Genomic DNA, 20,070 nt, shown 5'->3' with positions numbered 1-20,070 from the left:
GACCACTTGCGTGGTCGCCGCGGGAGTTGGTAAAGAGGGTTCGCGTGAACCCTCTTTGCTCGGACGTAATCGTCGTATAGAACTAGCTACCAAATAAAAAAACGTCCGAAATCCACCGAATAAAAAAATTTGAGGAGTGGGGTTTTTAAAGCCTAAAATCTTCTAAAAAAACAATTCTACGGTATTAGGTTGCGCAAAAACAGCTATTTGCCTTTTGCTGTACATTATTCCAGACAATGTTTATAGTAGTTTATATTCTGAATTAATATTGGTTTTAATTACTAACGATATTATGAAGCTTCAACAGTTACGTTACATTTTAGAAATTGCCCGCTCAGGCTCAATCAATGAGGCTGCTAAAAATTTGTATATTACTCAACCAAGTTTATCAACTGCAGTGAAGGAGTTGGAAGCTGAATTTGGTATTGAAATTTTTGTACGGACATCTAAAGGAGTTTCATTATCGACTGATGGAGTTGAATTTTTAGGTTATGCAAAACAGGTTTTAGATCAAGCTCAGCTACTAGAACAGCACTATGCCAAAAAAGTACCTTCCAAACAACTGTGTAGCATTTCAACCCAACATTATGCATTTGCGGTAAACGCTTTTGTTAATTTAATCAAAAAGAATCATACTGATGAATATGAGTTTACCCTACGTGAAACTCGCACTTACGATATTATAACTGATGTTGCTAATTTACGTAGTGAAGTAGGTATTTTGTATCTAACTGATTTTAATCAAAAAGTTATTTTACGCTTGCTTAAAGAACATCGTTTAACTTTTAATCCACTATTTGAGGCTGATCCACATGTATTTATCAGTACCAATCATCCTTTGGCGGCCATGAAGTCTTTAACGTTAGATGATTTAGAGGATTTTCCCTATCTTTCATTTGAACAAGGCGAATATAACTCTTTTTATTTTTCCGAAGAGATTTTAAGTACTGTGTATCATAAAAAGAGTATTCATGTCAGTGATAGGGCAACGTTATTTAATTTATTGCATGGATTAAATGGCTATACAATTAGTACTGGTGTGCTCAGTACTGATTTAAATGGTTCAGACATTCTATCTATCCCTTTAGATGTCGAAGAAAAGATATTAATTGGTTGGATAACATCACAAAAAGCACAGCTAAGTTTATCGGCACAAAATTATATCGAAGCGTTGAAAAAGCTTATTCAAGAAGAGTATGGTTTTAAGCTTAAATAAGCGTTTGCGATTAATAAATCAAATTGCTATTTCAGTAAATTCCAGTATAATTGCGCACGATTCATATATTTATTATATGGATGCCGAGGGATGTCTGAATTAGAGATCGGTCATTCCATTTTTTATATTTATTTTAAGAGGTTTATTATGTCTCTAACTGTAGAAGCTAAAGCGAAAATCGTTGCTGAATATGGTCGTGGTACTAACGACACTGGTTCAACTGAAGTTCAAGTTGCTCTTTTAACTGCACGCATTAATGACTTACAAGGTCATTTTTCTGAGCATAAAAAAGATCACCATAGCCGCCGTGGTTTATTACGCATGGTGTCTAGCCGTCGTAAATTATTAGATTATTTACGTCGTAAAGACTTTGAACGTTATAGCCAATTAATTCAAAGACTAGGTTTACGTCGCTAATTATTTATCTACTTGAAAAGAGGCTTAGGCCTCTTTTTTCGTTGTGAAAATTCAAGGCTTTGATATAATGCAGAGTCCGAAAAGCTAAATAAATGCTTTGAAGATAGAAATTAATAAAATAAAAGATTGTATCTCATGTTTCGCGCGACTAATGAGAGCTCTATAGTTTATAGATTTGTCATTAGTCGTGACAGTGAAATAATCTTTTGTTTAGTATCCCACACATAGTTGAAGTGTGTATCAATATGTTCCAGCGTCATGCTGCTTCCTGTCGAAATATCAAACTTCAACGTGATTTATTACAAGAGGACATTATTTTGTTTAATCCGACATATCAAAAATTCCAATATGGTCGCCATACTGTTACTTTAGAAACGGGTATTATGGCGCGTCAAGCAACTGCTGCAGTTATGGTTAACATGGACGATACTGCGGTATTTGTCACTGTAGTTGCTAATAAAAAAGTTAAAGAAGGACAAGACTTTTTCCCTTTAACCGTTAACTATCAAGAACGTACTTATGCTGCTGGTCGTATTCCTGGTGGCTTTTTCAAACGCGAAGGTCGCCCAAGTGAAGGCGAAACATTAATTGCCCGTTTAATCGACCGTCCACTTCGTCCATTATTTCCTGAAGGTTTTGTCAATGAAATTCAAATCATTGCAACAGTGGTATCAGTGAATCCTGAAGTAAGCCCTGATTTAGTTGCTATGATTGGTGCATCAGCTGCACTTTGTTTATCTGGCGTTCCTTTCCATGGCCCAATTGGTGCTGCTCGTGTAGGCTTTATTAATGATGAATTTGTGTTAAATCCATCAGTAAAAGAATTAGCAACTAGTCGTTTAGATTTAGTTGTAGCAGGTACCAAAAGTGCTGTATTAATGGTTGAATCAGAAGCTGATTTATTAACTGAAGACCAAATGTTAGCGGCAGTGGTATTTGGGCATGATCAACAACAAGTTGTAATTGATAATATCAATGAATTTGTTGCTAAAGCGAATTGTGAAAAATGGGATTGGGTTGCACCAGCTAAAAATGAAGAGCTATTTAATGCGGTTTCTGAATTAGCTAAAGATCGTTTAGGTGAAGCCTATCGTATTACTGAAAAACAAGCTCGTTATGCGCAAATCGATTTAATTAAAGAAGAAGTGTTAGCTGCACTTAAAGAAAAAGATGAAGAGCTTGACGAAAACGAAGTTATCAACATTATTGTTGATTTAGAAAGCCAAATCGTTCGTCAACGTGTTATTGCTGGTGAACCACGTATCGATGGTCGTGAAAAAGATATGATTCGTGCTCTGGATATTCGTACCAATGTATTACCAAGAACTCATGGTAGTGCATTATTTACTCGTGGCGAAACGCAAGCATTAGTTACCGCAACTTTAGGTACTGAACGTGATGCACAGATCATTGATGAGTTAACTGGTGAATATACCGAACGTTTCCTTTTACATTATAACTTCCCTCCATATTCAGTTGGTGAAACAGGTATGGTTGGTTCACCAAAACGTCGTGAAATTGGTCATGGTCGTTTAGCAAAACGTGGTGTTGCTGCGGTAATGCCAAGCAAAGAAGAATTTCCATATACTGTACGTGTAGTTTCTGAAATTACTGAATCTAATGGATCTTCTTCAATGGCTTCAGTTTGTGGCGCATCATTGGCATTAATGGATGCTGGTGTTCCAATTAAGTCTTCTGTTGCTGGTATTGCAATGGGCCTTGTTAAAGAAGGTGATAATTTTGTAGTATTATCTGATATTTTAGGTGATGAAGACCATCTTGGTGATATGGACTTTAAAGTAGCTGGTACCCGTGAAGGTGTAAGTGCACTACAAATGGATATCAAAATTGAAGGTATCACTAAAGAAATTATGCAAGTTGCATTAAACCAAGCTAAAGGGGCACGTTTGCATATTTTAGGAGTAATGGAACAAGCGATTAATAAACCTCGTCAAGAGATATCTGAATTTGCTCCTCGTATCTATACGATGAATGTTAATCCAGATAAAATTCGTGATATCATCGGTAAAGGCGGTGCAACGATTCGTGCATTAACTGAAGAAACCGGTACTACTATTGAAATTGCAGATGATGGTACAGTGAAAATTGCGGCATCTGATGGTAATAAAGCACAAGATGCAATCGCACGTATCAATAATTTAGTTGCTGATGTTGAAATTGGTAAAATCTATACTGGTAAAGTAACACGTATTGTTGATTTTGGTGCTTTCGTTTCAGTTATTGGTGGAAAAGAAGGACTTGTTCACGTTTCACAAATCGCTGATCATCGAGTGGAAAAAGTTGCTGACTACTTAAAAGTAGGTCAAGAAGTGAATGTTAAAGTACTAGAAATTGATCGCCAAGGTCGAATTCGTTTAAGTATGAAAGATGCAGTTGAGTCTACACCAGAAGTTACGCCAACTGCTGAATAAAATCTGATCCACTAGGAGCTTAATATGAGATTATTCAACCTGAGAATGTTGTGCTGTATTTTTGCAGTCATTATCTTGTCAGGTTGTTCTAATTCTCTACCTTTACTTGCTGTTCCTGAGCAAGTTTCGTATGATGATGAGTTGAAAATAGCTGAAATAAGTCAACAGTTATCAAGACGAGATCTTGATACTGTTTCTCGAATGCAGCTGATTTTCGAACGAGGAATTGTTTACGATTCATTAGGTTTTAAAGCATTTGCACAAAGTGATTTTAATCACCTTTTAAGTTTTAATCCTGAAATACCTGATGTTTATAATTTTCTTGGTACTTATGCACTAAGAGATGGTGATTTCGATAATGCTATGATGGCATTTAATACTACACTAGAAATAGATCCATCTTATGCTTTTGCTTATTTGAATCGTGCAATTACTTTATATCGTACAGGACATTATCAAGCTGCACAGCTTGATGCACAAAAATTCTATCAATATGATGTCAACGAACCTATTCGTGTTTTATGGCTTTATTTGATTGAAAAAGAAATAGATAAACAAGCTGCCCTAGCTCAGTTGCAAAATCGTTACGATAAACTAAACGATAAAATGAGTTATGGTGGTGATATCATTGCATTTTATTTAGGTAATATTAGTGAATCTAAATTAATGCAAAACCTTCAACAAGGTGTTGAAAATGACCGGCAATTAGCCGAACGCCTATGTGAAGCGTACTTTTATTTAGGTAAATATTACCTAGGTAAAGGTAACAATGAGCGTGCCAAAATATTATTTAAATATGCTTTAGCTAATAATATTTATAACTTTGTTGAACATCAACAGGCACTCTACGAAATTAAGTTACTTGAAGAAAAGTAACAAGGGTCATGCCAGTTTTAAAAGTGAAAATATTGTTATAGCGTAGTTCTGATTTGCCCATAATATTCTCAATTATTTTTATGCTATCTATCTTTTGTATTAAATAAAGTAATTATTTAAGCAACAGTTATGCATGTTTGATTGTTGATTATTGGCAGTTAGTTATTGGGGTGAGTTGTAAATTTTCAATTTAGTGAGCTGGCATAAATTTATATAGTGTTTTATTTAGGTAATGTAATATTTTATGAGCAATATTGTAATCCTCATAAATTATCTTGATTAGTAATTATCAGGTGTGTTGCTAACTTAAAAGTAAGCCTATATATCCAATTTGCAAGCGAGTTTACATGACAACAGAAATATCTTTTATTGACCTTGGTTTATCTGAGGAAATCCTTAACGCATTAAATGATCTTGGTTTTACTAAACCATCGCCAATCCAAGCAGAATGCATACCTTTACTTTTACAAGGGAATGATGTGTTGGGTATGGCTCAAACGGGTAGTGGTAAAACGGCTGCTTTTTCCATTCCTTTTTTGATGAATATTGATGCTAATTTAAAAGCACCACAATTATTGGTTTTAGCACCAACTCGTGAATTGGCAATTCAAGTTGCTGATGCCTGTGCTGAATATGCAAAATATGTGAAAGGCGTAAAAGTTTTACCACTGTATGGTGGTCAACGTTATGACGTGCAATTACGTGCATTAAAACAAGGTCCACAAATTGTAGTGGGTACTCCAGGTCGATTGCTAGATCATTTAAATCGTAAAACATTAGATCTTTCAAACCTTAAAGGTTTAGTTTTAGATGAAGCCGACGAAATGTTAAGAATGGGCTTTATTGATGATGTTGAAAGTATTATGGCTACGATCCCAGAAGATCATCAAACAGCACTATTTTCAGCAACAATGCCGGCACCAATTCGTCGTATTACTAAACGTTTTATGCATAACCCGAAAGAAGTACAAATTAAAGGTACTAATCAAACTGCACCTGATATTGATCAAAGCTATTGGTTAGTACGCGGTATGCGTAAAAACGAAGCAATTGTACGCTTTTTAGAAGCTGAAGATTTTGATGCAGCAATTATTTTTGTTCGTACCAAAACAGCAACATTAGAGGTCGCTGAAGTATTAGAAAAAAATGGTTATAGTTGTGCTGCTTTGAATGGTGATATGACTCAGCAACTTCGTGAGCAAACGCTTGATCGTTTACGTAATGGCCGATTAGATATCCTAATTGCAACTGATGTGGCTGCTCGAGGTTTAGATGTTGAGCGTATCAGTTTAGTTATTAACTATGATATCACTCTTGATTCAGAATCTTATGTTCACCGTATTGGGCGAACTGGTCGTGCAGGTCGTGCAGGACGAGCAATTTTATTTGTTGATAGTCGTGAACGTCGTTTACTTAAGAATATTGAACAAACAATTAAAAAGCCGATTCCTGAAGTAGCATTACCATCTAAAGAGTTGCTTGAAAAACGTCGTTTAGCGAAATTTAGTCAGAAAATTCAGCAACAATTAGAAAGTGCCGATTTAGATCAATATCAAGCGTTATTAGAGCAAATCCAAGCAGATAGTGGCGCAGATCTTGAAACGATTGCAACAGCATTATTGAGATTAGCTCAGAGTGATCGTCCGTTGATTCTACCGCCAGATCCAGTATTTAAACCATCAAGAGAATTTCGTGATCGTGATAATCGAAATGGTGAACGTCGCTTACGTGGCGATAATCGTGAATCACCAAAACGTCGTGAACGCCGAGATGTGGGTGAAATGGATATGTATCGTATCGAAATTGGTAAAGAAAACGGTGTTGAAGTGCGTCATATTGTTGGTGCAATTGCTAATGAAGCCGATATTAGTAGTCGCTATATTGGTAATATCAAACTTTATGAAACTTATTCAACCGTTGAGTTACCAAAAGGCATGCCGAAAGATATTCTTAAGCATTTTGAACGGGTTAGAGTACTTAATCAACCAATGAAAATGAGCTTGGTAGCAGGTAAGCCATCTGAAGCTAAACGTGGACGTAAAAGTAGTAAAACAGAATCTAATGACAAAGGTTTTGCGAAAAAACGTGGCCGTCCTAGCGCACCTAAGTTCTAATATTTTTTAGGTTTGCTTCTTAAGAACCTCTGCCAAATGGCTGGGGTTTTTTATTGCTTATCTTTTAGATTGTTACCTGCATTTTTCGGCAAGGTAATAAAGTCAATCATTGCTAACAAGGTCATTCCTGCTACCATTAATAGTGCTAACCTAAAATCTTCTACCATTAAACCAGTTTGGCTATGGCCATTATAGCTAGATGCAATAAATAGAAATAAAGCACTTAACACAATGCCGAGTACGTTATTTAGCTGCTGGAAAATGGTAGATAAAATGTTAGCGCTCTGTATTTCTGTTTTATCAATTTCTGAAAAACTAAGCGTGGTGATGGTAGTAAATTGAATAGAACGAGCACCACCGGAAAAGAATAGCACTAATATAATCCAGATGATAGGTGTTTGTGGCGTGAAAAGCGCACATAACACAAAACTTGAAGATAATAACAGCCCATTGATAATCAGAATTTTGCGGAATCCAAACTTATGAATTAAAGGTGTGTTTACTGTTTTAAGCAGGATATTGCCGGCAAATAATGATAGCAGTAGTGAACCTGCAGTTAACGGTGACCAACCAAAACCGACTTGAAACATTAGCGGTAAGATAAACGGAGCACTATTTAAGCCAATACGTATTAATGAACCACCAAAAAAGGTCATTCTAAATGTACGTTTAGAAAAGGCATATAGACTAATTAATGGGTGTTGAGTATGAGCTAAATGATAGTAGGCAAAGATTAATATTAGGCTACCAACCAAAGATAGTGTTACTCCTACCCAGAGACTACTATTTGAATGAGAAATCATTTCAAGCCCATAAACAAATAGTAGTAGGCCTAAACCACAAGTGATAAATCCAACACTGTCAAATGTACGTTTTTCAGGTAATTCTTTGGGTAATAATCGATGAGCGAAAAATAGGGCGATAAAACCTAATGGAATATTAAGAAGAAATATCCAGTGCCATGTTAGATATTGAGCAAAGAAGCCACCAATAATCGGTCCCATTAATGGCGCAATTAAGCCTGGCCAAACTAAAATAGAAATAGTGCTGACTAAATGTTGTTTTTCCGTTCGACTTAATACCACCGTTCTGCCTACAGGCACCATTAATGATCCACCTAAACCTTGAATTAATCTTGCGATGGTAAACATGGTCAGATTAGTCGATATGGCACACAATATTGATGCTAACATAAATAAAATAATCGAAATCGAAAAGACTCGATAGGCGGTGAAACGGTTAGCGATCCAGCCACTGGCAGGTAAACCAATTGTAAGTGCTAGCATATAGGCGCTAATCCCAATAGATAAATCTTGAGGATTGGTTAAAAATGATTTTGCCATAGCTGGAATTGCCGTGGTGATCACTGTAGCGTCTAGATTTTCCATGAAAAACGTCGCAGCGACTAAAATCGCCATTTTTCGAACGTGACTATTTTGTTGCATCATGTGGTTTGATTAATTCAGAAAAATAACAATAAAACTTTAATATACGCCAAAAATTTGTGTTGTGGTAAAGGTTTTTAACATTTTGCCCTTAATTGTGATTAAGAGTATACTAATGCCATATTAATCGGTAAAACAGAGGTAGAGGTACACAATGACAGATTCTTTAAATAAATGTAAAGCTAACGAAACACCTGCATGTTGTTGCGTTGATGTAGGTACAATTATAGACAATGAAGATTGTAGTGCAGAATATGAGCATGTTTTTACATCTGAATCAGAAGCAAATGCCAAATTAGCTACATTAACTCAAGCTGCAAAAGCTGTTGAAACAGAGCCTTGTGAAATTAACAGCAGCATCGATAAAGTTGAAAATGGCTATAAATTAACAGCTAAATTTACTTTCTGCTGTGGCGCTGAATGTATGATTTTCCAATTGAAATTACGTTAATTATTCATTTATGAAAGTTTGTATTATGAGACATGGTGAGGCAGGTTTTGCTGCTTCATCTGATGCAAGTCGTACTTTAACTGATTATGGTTTAAAACAAGCCTGTCAAGCTGGACTATGGCTTAATCAACAAAATTTTAAATTTGATTTAGGGTTAGTCAGTCCTTATTTAAGAGCCCAACAGACTTTCACTGAATTATCCTCTCACTGCCGAGTTTCTCAATTCGAAACTGATAATCTTTTGGTACCTGGTGGTAGCCCTTCTCATATTGCTGATTTATTAATGACACTGCCCGATCGTGGTATCGAAAATGTGATTATTGTTTCGCATCTACCTCTAGTTGGTTATTTGGTTAATGAGTTATGTCCAGATGTATCACCGCCAATGTTTCCTACAGCTGCTATTGCTTGTGTTGATTTATCCGCCAATACGGCAGGGAAGCTAGAATGGTTTCATGTAGTGGAATAAAAAAGCTTAACTTATTTGATTTGCCTTTAACTGGTCGAACGCTAATCGAAGCGTCAGCAGGAACGGGTAAAACCTATTCGCTCGCATTTATTTATCTGCGATTATTATTGGGGATTGGTAAAAACAGTTATCCCACACCTCTTGATGTTAATCAGATTTTAGTGGTGACCTTTACTAAAGCCGCTACTCAAGAACTGCGATCTCGTATCAGGCAAAATATTCAAGAATTACGATTAGGGTTGTTAAAAGGTCATCATGATGATCCAATTTATCAACAATTAATTGATTTAGTTGATGATAGCAACCAAGCAATACAGAAATTAACCCAAGCACAACAATCAATGGATGATGCGGCGATTTATACGATTCATGGTTTTTGTCAACGTATATTGACTAGTCATGCTTTCGAATCAGGTGTACTGTTTGAACAAACATTGATAACTGATGAACAAGATCTAAAGTTACAAGTTGTGCAAGATTTTTGGCGTCACTACTTTGTTCCTCTCGACAAAGCATTAGCCTACCTGATTCTTGACTATTGGCAGGATCCAGAAAGATTGCTATCCGATATCAGACCTTATTTAAATTTTGAATTTGATGAGCAGCAAGAAGAACATATTGATATCAGTGGCAAGATTCAGCAATTTTATCAAAAATATTTTCAGCAGATCAGTCTGATCAAAAAACAGTGGTTAGATTCAATTGCCGATCTGCCAGAAATAATTGCTCAATCAGACGTTAATAAACAATCCTATAGTAGCCGTAATTTACCTAATTGGTTGGCTAAAGTTACTGCTTGGGCGCAGATGCCAATCCGTTCATTTAAACTGCCTAGTGAGTTAACTAAATTTAGTCAGTCGATTTTAATTGAAAAAACTAAGCAAGGTAAAAATCCTCCGACTCATGCCGTTTTTGAGCGTATTGAAGCGCTATGTAATAGTTCTATTGATTTACGTGGCGAAGTTCTAATGGATATCGTTAAAGTCATTCAAAAGCGTATTTATATTCAGAAGGTAAAACGTGGTGAAATGAGTTTTGATGATCTCTTAAGCCAGTTGAACCGAGCTCTACGTGCTAGAAATGGTAATCGATTAGCTGAGAGTATTGCGAAAAAATACTGTGTAGCGCTGATTGATGAATTTCAAGATACTGATCCGGTGCAGTATAAAATTTTTGATCGTATCTATAATCGTTATCCGAAAGAGACGGGTTTACTGTTTATTGGTGATCCTAAACAAGCGATTTATAGCTTCCGTGGTGCGGATATTTTTACATATCTAAAAGCAAAATCCTCAACCGGTGAAAATAATTTTACTATGCAGGTCAACCACCGTTCTTCATCATCCATGGTGAATGCGGTTAATGCATTATTTAATCATCATGATAATCCGTTTATTTTTGATAATATTCCATTTTTACCAATGGAAAGTGCCGAACGTAATCAACAAAAAGGTTTAATTATCAATAATCAAGAGGTTAATGCTTTAGCGGCATACTTATTACCTGATGAAGTTATCTCAAAAACGGATTATCAAGAACATATCGCTAACTGTTGTGCTAAGCAGATTGTGACGTGGTTGATGGATCCGACCATTTTATTGAAGGATAAAGATGGTCAACGACCAATTACAACTGCTGATATTGCCATTTTAGTCCGTACCGGATACGAAGCTGAGATTATCCAACAAAAGTTAACCAGTGTTGGAGTTAAAAGCGTTTATTTATCTAATCGGAGTAGTGTCTTTCTGGCTAAAGAAGCACAGGAGGTCCTGTGTTTATTACAAGCAGTGCTTATGCCAGAAAACGAATCGGCTCTACGCTTAGCTTTAATGACGACACTGTTGGGTCAAACCATGACTGAACTTGAGCAAATAACTGACGATCAAGATATATGGGAAGGTTTGATAGAGGAGTTTAAACAGTATCAGATTATCTGGCAATATTATGGTGTGTTAGTCATGTTGCGCCGGATGATGAAAAAACGTCAGTTAGCTGAAAATATATTAGCTAGCCCAAATGGTGAACGTACTTTAACTAATTTGATGCATCTAGGCGAGCTATTGCAAGAAGCGGCCGACGAACTTGATAGTCCACATGCTTTGGTTCGTTGGTTATCAAGACAAATTGTCAGTCCTGATGCAAATTTAGAAAATCATGAGCAACGATTAGAAAGTGATGAAAATTTAGTAAAAATTATTACTATTCATAAATCTAAAGGTTTAGAGTTTCCTATTGTTTGGTTACCATTTGCAGCTCAATTTCGAAATTCAGATAGTCAGTTTTATCATGACAAAAATAATGACTATCAACCAACTTATGCTTGGCTATTAACCGATGAAATAAAACAACAGATTGAAGATGAACGTTTAGCCGAAGATTTACGTTTACTTTATGTTGCTATGACACGTTCAATCTTTCATTGTAGCGTTGGGTTAGCATCATTAAAAAACAGTCAGTCTGCGATTGACTATTTATTAAAAAGTGACTTACGTTCAATTGCTAAATTTGCTGATTTGATTGAATTACAATTACCTATTTTAGGTGAGCAGTATAATGCTGAATTAGCCGCTAATCTTTCACTTACCGCCAATGTATTTAAACGTAAATTATCTAATAGTTGGCGTGTAACCAGTTATACCGAATTACAAAAGCATAATAATTTGGTTGGTCTTAATTCAACTATGATTAGTGATTGGCGTGAAAATATTCCCGAATCCGCCGATTCATTATCTACTGAAGAGCAATATGATATCCATCATTTTCCAAAAGGTGCATATGTGGGTACATTATTGCATTCCATTATGGAAAATCTAACGCCAACTAATGCCGATGATTTGTGCGCTAATACGATTAAAAAATTGAGTTTATCACCACATTGGTTAACAGTGCTAAGTGATTGGTTGCAACACGTTTTAGCAACTAAACTAAATAAAAAAACAGATCAAACTCAAGAGGGCCCGTTATTAGCCGATATATTAAATAGCCAATGTATTAATGAATTACAATTTTATTTTCCCATTCGCAGTGCAGTGACCAGTAAGCAATTAGATAGTTTATGTAAAGAGTATGATGATTTATCCAAACAATGTCCTTCATTAGATTTTGAAACTGTACAAGGTATGCTAAAAGGATTTATCGATTTAGTGTTTGAGTATCAGGGTAAATATTATATTGTTGATTATAAATCAAATTGGTTAGGTGACGGGGTGGAGGCTTATACCGAGTCAGCCTTAAATCAAGTTATGTGTGAGCATCGTTATGATCTTCAGTATCAAATTTATTGCTTAGCTCTGCATCGATTTTTACGAAGCCGTTTAGCTGATTATCGATATGAAACTCATTTTGGTGGTGTCTATTATCTATTTTTACGGGGACTTCCTAAACAAGGGATTTTTTATCATCTACCAAAGCAACAGTTTATTGAGAAACTAGATAAATTATTTGATGGGAAAGATTTAAGTTAAATAACTAGGCTTAAATACTTATGATTTTGCGATATCTGGACAACAAAATTGTGTTGATTTTATCATTAACTATCTATTTATTATGATAATTTTTTAGTCAGTACATATTCACTATTATCATTTGATTGGTAACCGCCAATACGACAATGCATACTTATTTTCAATTATTGTAATATGGCCATTAAGTTAGCAGTTGCTGAGAATTTTTACATGCCTAAACAAATCACTTTTAGATAAAATCATACGCACAAATAAATATTGTTGTTCATTGTTCTTCCTGCTTGCTATCAATTTTTCTATCGTGATCATTTTTTTGATGAAAATACTGATAAATAATCTTTATTTTTGTCTGTTGACCATTTCAGCAATAATCAAATTATTAGATTGTCTTTTCAATAGTTTGTAGTTTAACAATTGTTAATTAATATTATGATTTTACTTGCTAAGCATAAATATTTGTTTGCTAAAAAATAGTTTTACCAATATTTTTTTGTAATCGGTTACATTAAATTTTATTTAAAAATATTATAAAAAACAATGAACTTTGACAGACGTAAAATATTAATGTGACAAGTGTCACATTCCAAAGATTTATTTGTTAAATGATCAAGTTTATTGGTTATAGTAAATAAGCTTATTTAATAAGCGTTGGATTGCTACCGTAGCAGTATAACGGGCAAAACCTAAAGCATAGATTATTAATCTACGCTTTAGGTTTTTTTTTGTCTCAATTTTCTGAGACTTCTTTAATCTCTATTAAATAATGAGTAGAAAAAAATGAAATATTTAACTAAAGCAGTATTAAAAGTAAAACCTAAACGAATTGTTTTAATTACTTTACTTGGCTTGTGCTATATACCGAACTCTTTTGCTACTACTCAAGATGAGTTAGAGGCTAGAATATCAATGTTAGAGCAAAAATTATTAGCACTATCTCAAGAGTCAATAGATTTAAAAAAACAAGTTATTGAATCGAATAAACAACTCGCACAATTGAATAAAAATATTCAACAACAACAGGTTGTGATTAATAATCAACAGAAAGCATTGAAAAAACAGAGTATAGCTGTAGCAAATGTTCAAAACAATGCCGATTCTAAAGTTGTTGCACAACATCAGCCCGCACTAGATAATCAAATTGTGTTAATTAATGACTCCAAAGCAAACGGTAGTAAAGACGAGTCGACAGCAACTAAAACAATTAAAAATGCCTATACCCTTTCTGAGTTTAAAGATTTTATCAAAGATGAAATTGGTTTTTCATTTAATGGTTATTTCCGTGGTGGTTGGTCTACTTCAAAAAATGGCAAACCAAAAAATTATGCTGAAGGGGCCCTAGGTAGATTTGGTAATGAGTATGGTGGTTGGTATGATTTGGTATTCAAACAAAAGGTGTATGATGAAGATGGTCATAGGGTTGATGCCATTGTTATGATTGATGGTAATGTGGCTACGAATAAGGCTGCTGGTTTGTTTAATACCCAAGATGATAATATCATGCAGTTTTCTGATATCTATTTATCGACTAAAGGATTTATCCCAGGTTTTCCTGATGCAAATTTATGGGTAGGTAAACATTCACTTCCATATAATGAAATTCAAATGTTGGATTGGAAAACGCAAAAAACCCCTGCAGGTGGCGGAATCGGTATTGAAGGTTTAGATGTTGGCGTTGGTAAACTTGATTTAGCTTTAGTAAGAGCTGATGTTAATGTCAAACAAACTAAAAAAACCGAGGTTGTTGAGAACGGTAAAACTGAAATAAAAGAAGTCACTAAGCGTGAAGAAGTTGATTTAAACGAAGTAGAGTTTCGCTATCGAGATATTCCTTTATGGCAAGATGCAACCTTGGCGATTAATGGCCGTTACTCGGCACCAAATAAATCGAAAATCCAAGATAGTGTTAGTGTCAAAAATGCTTGGTTAGGTAGTTTTGTTCTAAGACAAAATAATTTCTTTGGTGGATTTAATCAATTAACCTTACAAACTGCAACTAATTCAGTGGCTTCTCAATTAGCTAATATTAATACTAATAACCCTGAATTTGCAGCTAATTCTGATAACGATTATATTGGTACACATACTGGCGGTAAGGCTTATCGTTTAGTATCTGAAGGTGAGGCTTATTTAGCTGATAAAGTCATAGTCGCTCATGCTTTAGCTCTAACAACCGGTAAAGATGTTTACTCGTATGACTTGAATTTAGCTCATACTGATTTTACTAGTTTCAAATCGGCAATAAGACCAGCCTATATTTGGGATACTTACAATCAAAGTGGTGTCGAGTTAGGTTACTTTAAACAAAAAAATAAAGTTAAAGGTAAAAATTATACTGAGGAAGGTTTTAAAACAACACTCTTCCATTCGTTTAAAGTGGGTGAGAGTATCTTAACTTCAAGACCAGATATTCGTTTTTATGTTTCGTATATCGAATCAATGCAAAATGAAATTAGTAAATTTGACTTTAATGGCAAAAAGAACCAAATTAGCTTTGGCGTGCAAACCGAAGTTTGGTTTTAGATAATCTTGTCTGGGTAAAATATAACATTAATGTCGAAAACAATAATTATAGGTTTTCGACATTTTCTAATGGCTTTGTTAGCTTTAAACTTAATATATTAGCCGATATTGTTAACTGAGTATCGCTTTGTTAACGTTGGAGTAAATACATTAATTAAGTTAGTCGGAGGCGATTCTCCTTTTGCTAATCGTAATGCAAGTTCAGCAGCTTGTTCGGCCATTGTGTGTAGTGGATAACGAATGGTTGTTAGCTTAGGATGTAGATACCGAGCAATTAAAAGATCATCAAAGCCAATGATTGAAACATCATTCGGAATTTTTATATCGTTATCATATAATACTGACATAGCCCCAGCTGCCATTGAATCATTGTAACAGGCAATTGCCGTAATTTGTCGATTTCGTTCTAAAAGAGACATCATGGCTTGTTCTCCACCTTCTTCATTAGGCGAAGCGAAGGCAATAAAGTTATCATTAATATCAATATTATGTTCGATTAATGCATCTTTATAGCCCTGCAATCTATCTATTGCATCAGATATGCTATGTTTAGAACTTAAATATCCAATGTTGGTATGACCATGCTGAATTAAATGTTTAACTGCTAGGTATGAGCCATAACGACTATCAAGCGCAATACAGCGTTTTTCAAAACCTTTTAATATCCGATTAATTAGAACCATACCAGGTATTTGTTGCATTAATTTTATTAATTGATCATCGGGTAACATTTTTGCATGCACAACTAAAGAAGAACAACGATGTTCTATAAGATTGGTTATAGCTCTATATTCTTGCTGTTTATTATGATATCCATTACCAATCAGCAAAAAATGGCCGTTTTTCGCTGCAACTTTTTCAACAGTACTAATCATTGCGCCAGAAAATGGATCGGATAGGTCTGCTACCACGATGCCAATAGTATTAGAGTTTTGTTGGGATAACGCTCGGGCGTTAGCATCAGGATAATAATTTAATTTTTCCATGGCTCTTTTTACTGTTTCACGAGTCTTATCACTTACATTGTCAGCGTCATTAATTACCCGTGATACCGTTGCAACGGAAACTTTTGCTAGCTTTGCAACATCTTTTATTGTCGCCATAAAAAATCCTTTTAACTTTTTAACTCATTGCCAATATAGAGTTTTTAGATTATCGATTGGTTAGAATAAATATCTCGTAAATTGGCGGAAAACCTAAGATTCAAATATTTCGATTATATTCGCTATTGATACAACCTGTAATATTCTGAATATCTACTTAACTGGTTATAATAGAACAAAATTTTTAGTTTGCCAATAAGCTCATTTTTATATGAATCGTTTCAGTAAAAAAATATTAATGTAGCAGATTGAATATATTAAGCTGTAAAATTTAATGAAAAAATTAAACATCTTAGTTTGTTATTACTCCTATTAACATGGTGTAATTAGGTTTAGTTCTAGTAATAGTAAATAAATATTCATTAACCAATGGTGTTGGATGATAGATTGCATAGCATAATTATTGATTATTAACTCGATATTTTGTTGAGTTCTAAAATTTTAATCTGGTGTAGTTCATTAGTAATCATATTAGTGATGCTAATTTAGCTCTCAACGAATCAGTTTTTTATGTAAATTTAGCAATGATAAATTTATAAATATAGATATTTTTTGATGCCAATTTGCTACATGATAATTTTATATTATAAGACTGCTGTCAAGCGTTAATTAGATGCTCTCCCCTTTAAGAAATAGCTTATTTCTATGTTAATTGGTAAATCCCTTACAGTTACTATCAGTACAATTATCAGGTAGATATTTATTTTAATGTAATCGATTACATTTTAAGTTATAAATAGCATAGGTTTGACTGACTAAAATGCTCCATATATCTAGGTTATTTAAGATAGATTATCTATATTTATCATTATTTTTCTAATATTAATATTATGATTTTTAATTGATTGATATCATTAAGTTGTTCTTTTTTATTCATATAGTGAATCGATATATTCGATTTTATTTTGTTATTAATAAAGAGTTAAACTTCACAAATTTTTATTACAAATGGTTGTGCGAAAAGCCTACATTTTGTGTTATTATGTTTTTATTGTGGGTAAAAATTTAAAATATCATGAAAAAACAGAATATTATTACTTTACTTTCTTTTATTGCTGTAGCTTTTAGTGCCAATGCTGTTGATAAATATGTTACTGAAAATGTTGATATTTATTTACGTCGAGGTCCTGGTTCACAATATGCTTATTCAAACGCAGTTAAAGCCGGTCAAAAAGTAATTGAACTTGAAAAAAGTGCTGATGGCAAATACACAAGGATACAGCTTTCTAATGGTAGTTCAGCTTGGATTGAGTCTAATAAATTAAAAGATCAACCTAGTTTTAAAGAACTTGTGCCATCATTAGAAGCACAACTCGCTGAGTATAAAGATAAAGTTGATAATGCAGAAAAAAATCAACAAAATGCTATCCGAGATTATGCGGAAAAACTACAAAAAGCTGAACAATCAATTGAAAGCCTACAAGCTAAGAATAATGAGTTAGAACAACTTAATAAACAGCAAGATACGAAGCTTGAGTCTATGTTAAATCAAGTTGATGATAAGCGCCGTGATCTAATTGTAACTTGGTTTACTTATGGTGGCTTAGTTGCTGGTGGTGGTTTCCTTCTAGGTCTTATTTTGCCGGCTATTATGCCTGGTCGTCGTAAAAAAGATCGTTGGATGCGTTAAATGAGTAAAATCTATCTTGTTGGTGGTTCAGTTAGAGATAGATTGCTACATCTCCCTGTTGTTGATCGAGATTGGGTTGTGGTTGGTGCAACCCCAGATGAACTTCTGGCATTAGGTTACCAACAAGTTGGTAAAGATTTTCCTGTTTTTTTACACCCTAAAACTAAAGAAGAGTATGCTTTGGCTCGAACAGAGCGGAAATCAGGTAAAGGCTATACAGGCTTTATATGTGACTTTAGTAAAGATATTACTTTAGAGCAAGATCTTATTCGACGAGATCTTACTATAAATGCGATTGCCATGGATCAAGAAGGCAATATTGTCGATCCTTATCATGGTGTTAATGATATTAAGCTTAAATTATTACGCCATGTTTCTCCTGCGTTCAGAGAAGATCCACTACGGATTTTGCGAGTGGCCCGTTTTGCTGCCCGTTATCACCATTTAGGTTTTAGAATCGTTGATGAAACGAGTAATTTAATGAAAGAGATGGTCTCTGCAGGTGAAATAAATACCCTTACAGCAGAAAGAGTATGGAAAGAGACTGAAAAGGCGCTAGCGACTGGGGATCCTCAAGTTTATTTTCAAGTATTGGAACAATGTGGTGCTTTAGCGTTATTATTTCCATCTCTCAAACTTTCCAGCGCTATTACTGATGCATTAAAAAAATCGACTTTATTGACTGATGATTTGACTGTGCGCTTTGCAGTCTTGTGTAGTGAGTTTGCATCCAAAACTGAGCTAGAAAAGCTTTGTTTAAAAATTAAAGCCCCCAATCAATATACGAAATTAGCAATTATGGTACAGCAATTTCACAATAGTGTTGCTAATGTGACACAGTTAACTGCGGAACAAATTATCGAATTGTTCAATAAGATAGATGTATGGCGCAATCCAGCCCATCTTAATCAATTGATAATTGCTAGCCAATCTTATGCTAAAAAGGAATTATTTCCTCAAGCTCAATACCTTGAACAAGCATATAAATTAGCTCTAGCTGTCGATGTTCAAAATATTATTGCCGAAGGTTATACTGGAAAGTTAATTCATAATGAGTTACAAAAAAGGCGAATTGAAGTGTTATTAAACGGTATTTGATTGCATCTTAATCAATCGTCACTTTTTTTTAAAATATCTAAAAAAAAGGGTTGACGATTTGCCGTAACACAAGCATAATGCGCCTCGCAGTGTTGGTTATGACGTTGCGAATGAAATGGCTACGTAGCTCAGCTGGTTAGAGCACATCACTCATAATGATGGGGTCACAGGTTCGAATCCCGTCGTAGCCACCATTAAGGTTAGTTTGTATTTTTACCGAAAGTATACAGTGCGGGTGTGGCGAAATTGGTAGACGCACCAGATTTAGGTTCTGGCGCCGCAAGGTGTGTGAGTTCAAGTCTCTCCACCCGCACCATTTTAATCTTAATGTCTATCCTTTATTGGGGTATAGCCAAGCGGTAAGGCAGCGGGTTTTGATCCCGCCACGCCCAGGTTCGAATCCTGGTACCCCAGCCATTCCAATCTGCTCATATTTTTATATCTGACTTTTTAGTCTATTTTTTATATTGGAACTTTGCCACTATAATCAATTCTATAAAAATATGCGGAATTAGTAGATTTACTAGATATCTAATCTCCATTCATATTGGGGTATAGCCAAGCGGTAAGGCAGCGGGTTTTGATCCCGCCATGCCCAGGTTCGAATCCTGGTACCCCAGCCATTTAATTTTCAAACATTATCTATGTATCACTTTTTTGAGTGAATTAATAATCATCTTTGAAAAATTAGCCACTATTTATTTTTTGATTAAGTTTACTTGTCTTATTTAGTATATAAATGAAGAGTTGCTTTTAACAGTAAATACTAAAGTAGATTATCTGCTTTTTAAAAGCTAAATTAGAATTATTCTAACTATAATAAGAATAAAAATTG

The 20,070-nt window shown here is 34.6% G+C and carries 13 protein-coding genes and 4 tRNA genes; 15 read left to right on the top strand and 2 right to left on the bottom strand.

From position 1 onward, the window contains the following. Nucleotides 1–292: 292 nt before the first annotated feature. The 5 genes from AC5LWZ_RS10110 to AC5LWZ_RS10090 all read left to right on the top strand — a co-directional run bounded on the left by AC5LWZ_RS10110 (nt 293) and on the right by AC5LWZ_RS10090 (nt 7,055). Nucleotides 293–1,216, top strand: a complete 924-nt coding sequence (locus AC5LWZ_RS10110; protein ID WP_065651727.1) for a LysR family transcriptional regulator — start codon at nt 293–295, stop codon at nt 1,214–1,216. Nucleotides 1,217–1,363: 147 nt separating this feature from the next. Beyond that, nucleotides 1,364–1,633 carry a 30S ribosomal protein S15 gene (gene rpsO, locus AC5LWZ_RS10105; protein ID WP_065578587.1) on the top strand — a complete coding sequence of 90 codons (270 nt, stop codon included), beginning with the start codon at nt 1,364–1,366 and terminating at the stop codon, nt 1,631–1,633. A gap of 317 nt (nt 1,634–1,950) precedes the next feature. Then, nucleotides 1,951–4,065 (top strand): polyribonucleotide nucleotidyltransferase, encoded by a 2,115-nt coding sequence (pnp, locus tag AC5LWZ_RS10100; protein WP_110448026.1) that lies wholly within the window; start codon nt 1,951–1,953, stop codon nt 4,063–4,065. A gap of 24 nt (nt 4,066–4,089) precedes the next feature. Continuing rightward, a complete protein-coding gene (nlpI, locus tag AC5LWZ_RS10095; protein ID WP_110447308.1) occupies nt 4,090–4,941 on the top strand; it encodes a lipoprotein NlpI in 852 nt (283 codons plus the stop codon). 347 nt (nt 4,942–5,288) lie between these two features. Beyond that, nucleotides 5,289–7,055 (top strand): DEAD/DEAH family ATP-dependent RNA helicase, encoded by a 1,767-nt coding sequence (locus tag AC5LWZ_RS10090; protein ID WP_493463629.1) that lies wholly within the window; start codon nt 5,289–5,291, stop codon nt 7,053–7,055. Nucleotides 7,056–7,105: 50 nt separating this feature from the next. On the opposite strand, the gene AC5LWZ_RS10085 is transcribed toward AC5LWZ_RS10090, so the two are convergent. Then, nucleotides 7,106–8,503, bottom strand: coding sequence for an MFS transporter (locus AC5LWZ_RS10085; protein WP_110447310.1), 1,398 nt, complete (start codon nt 8,501–8,503; stop codon nt 7,106–7,108). Between the two features lie 151 nt (nt 8,504–8,654). On the opposite strand from AC5LWZ_RS10085, the gene AC5LWZ_RS10080 reads away from it, so the two are divergent. From AC5LWZ_RS10080 to AC5LWZ_RS10065, 4 genes are all read left to right on the top strand, one after another. Further along, nucleotides 8,655–8,951, top strand: coding sequence for a YfcZ/YiiS family protein (locus AC5LWZ_RS10080; RefSeq protein ID WP_065651730.1), 297 nt, complete (start codon nt 8,655–8,657; stop codon nt 8,949–8,951). A 25-nt stretch (nt 8,952–8,976) separates the two neighbouring features. Then, a complete protein-coding gene (gene sixA / locus AC5LWZ_RS10075) occupies nt 8,977–9,420 on the top strand; it encodes a phosphohistidine phosphatase SixA (RefSeq protein ID WP_198200636.1) in 444 nt (147 codons plus the stop codon). Then, entirely contained in the window at nt 9,399–12,884 is a 3,486-nt protein-coding gene (gene recB / locus AC5LWZ_RS10070) for an exodeoxyribonuclease V subunit beta (protein ID WP_493463628.1), read from the top strand. Before sixA ends, recB begins: the two co-directional genes overlap by 22 nt. A 777-nt stretch (nt 12,885–13,661) precedes the next feature. Continuing rightward, nucleotides 13,662–15,404 (top strand): carbohydrate porin, encoded by a 1,743-nt coding sequence (locus tag AC5LWZ_RS10065; protein WP_493463627.1) that lies wholly within the window; start codon nt 13,662–13,664, stop codon nt 15,402–15,404. A 98-nt stretch (nt 15,405–15,502) separates the two neighbouring features. Here the strand turns inward: AC5LWZ_RS10065 and AC5LWZ_RS10060 are convergent, their stop codons facing one another. Next, complete coding sequence (locus AC5LWZ_RS10060; RefSeq protein ID WP_493463626.1) at nt 15,503–16,507, bottom strand: substrate-binding domain-containing protein; 1,005 nt, start codon at nt 16,505–16,507, stop codon at nt 15,503–15,505. 1,015 nt (nt 16,508–17,522) lie between these two features. Here AC5LWZ_RS10060 and AC5LWZ_RS10055 point away from each other — a divergent pair. The 6 genes from AC5LWZ_RS10055 (at nt 17,523) to AC5LWZ_RS10030 (ending at nt 19,858) form a co-directional block, all read left to right on the top strand. Next, entirely contained in the window at nt 17,523–18,137 is a 615-nt protein-coding gene (locus AC5LWZ_RS10055) for a TIGR04211 family SH3 domain-containing protein (RefSeq protein WP_493463625.1), read from the top strand. Continuing rightward, nucleotides 18,138–19,235: a tRNA nucleotidyltransferase/poly(A) polymerase-related protein gene (locus AC5LWZ_RS10050; RefSeq protein WP_493463624.1), complete on the top strand. Its 1,098-nt coding sequence runs from the start codon at nt 18,138–18,140 to the stop codon at nt 19,233–19,235. It abuts the gene before it with no gap. Nucleotides 19,236–19,352: 117 nt separating this feature from the next. Then, nucleotides 19,353–19,429 (top strand) — tRNA-Met (locus AC5LWZ_RS10045). Nucleotides 19,430–19,466: 37 nt separating this feature from the next. After that, nucleotides 19,467–19,551: transfer RNA gene (locus AC5LWZ_RS10040), tRNA-Leu, on the top strand. A gap of 26 nt (nt 19,552–19,577) precedes the next feature. After that, nucleotides 19,578–19,652 (top strand) — tRNA-Gln (locus tag AC5LWZ_RS10035). Nucleotides 19,653–19,783: 131 nt separating this feature from the next. Next, a tRNA-Gln gene (locus tag AC5LWZ_RS10030) sits at nt 19,784–19,858 on the top strand. Nucleotides 19,859–20,070: the final 212 nt, after the last annotated feature.

Source organism: Gilliamella sp. LMG 34362, from assembly GCF_984569125.1.
The sequence above is the reverse complement of the archived record's forward strand: the minus strand, read 5'-3'. Positions and strand labels throughout refer to the sequence as shown.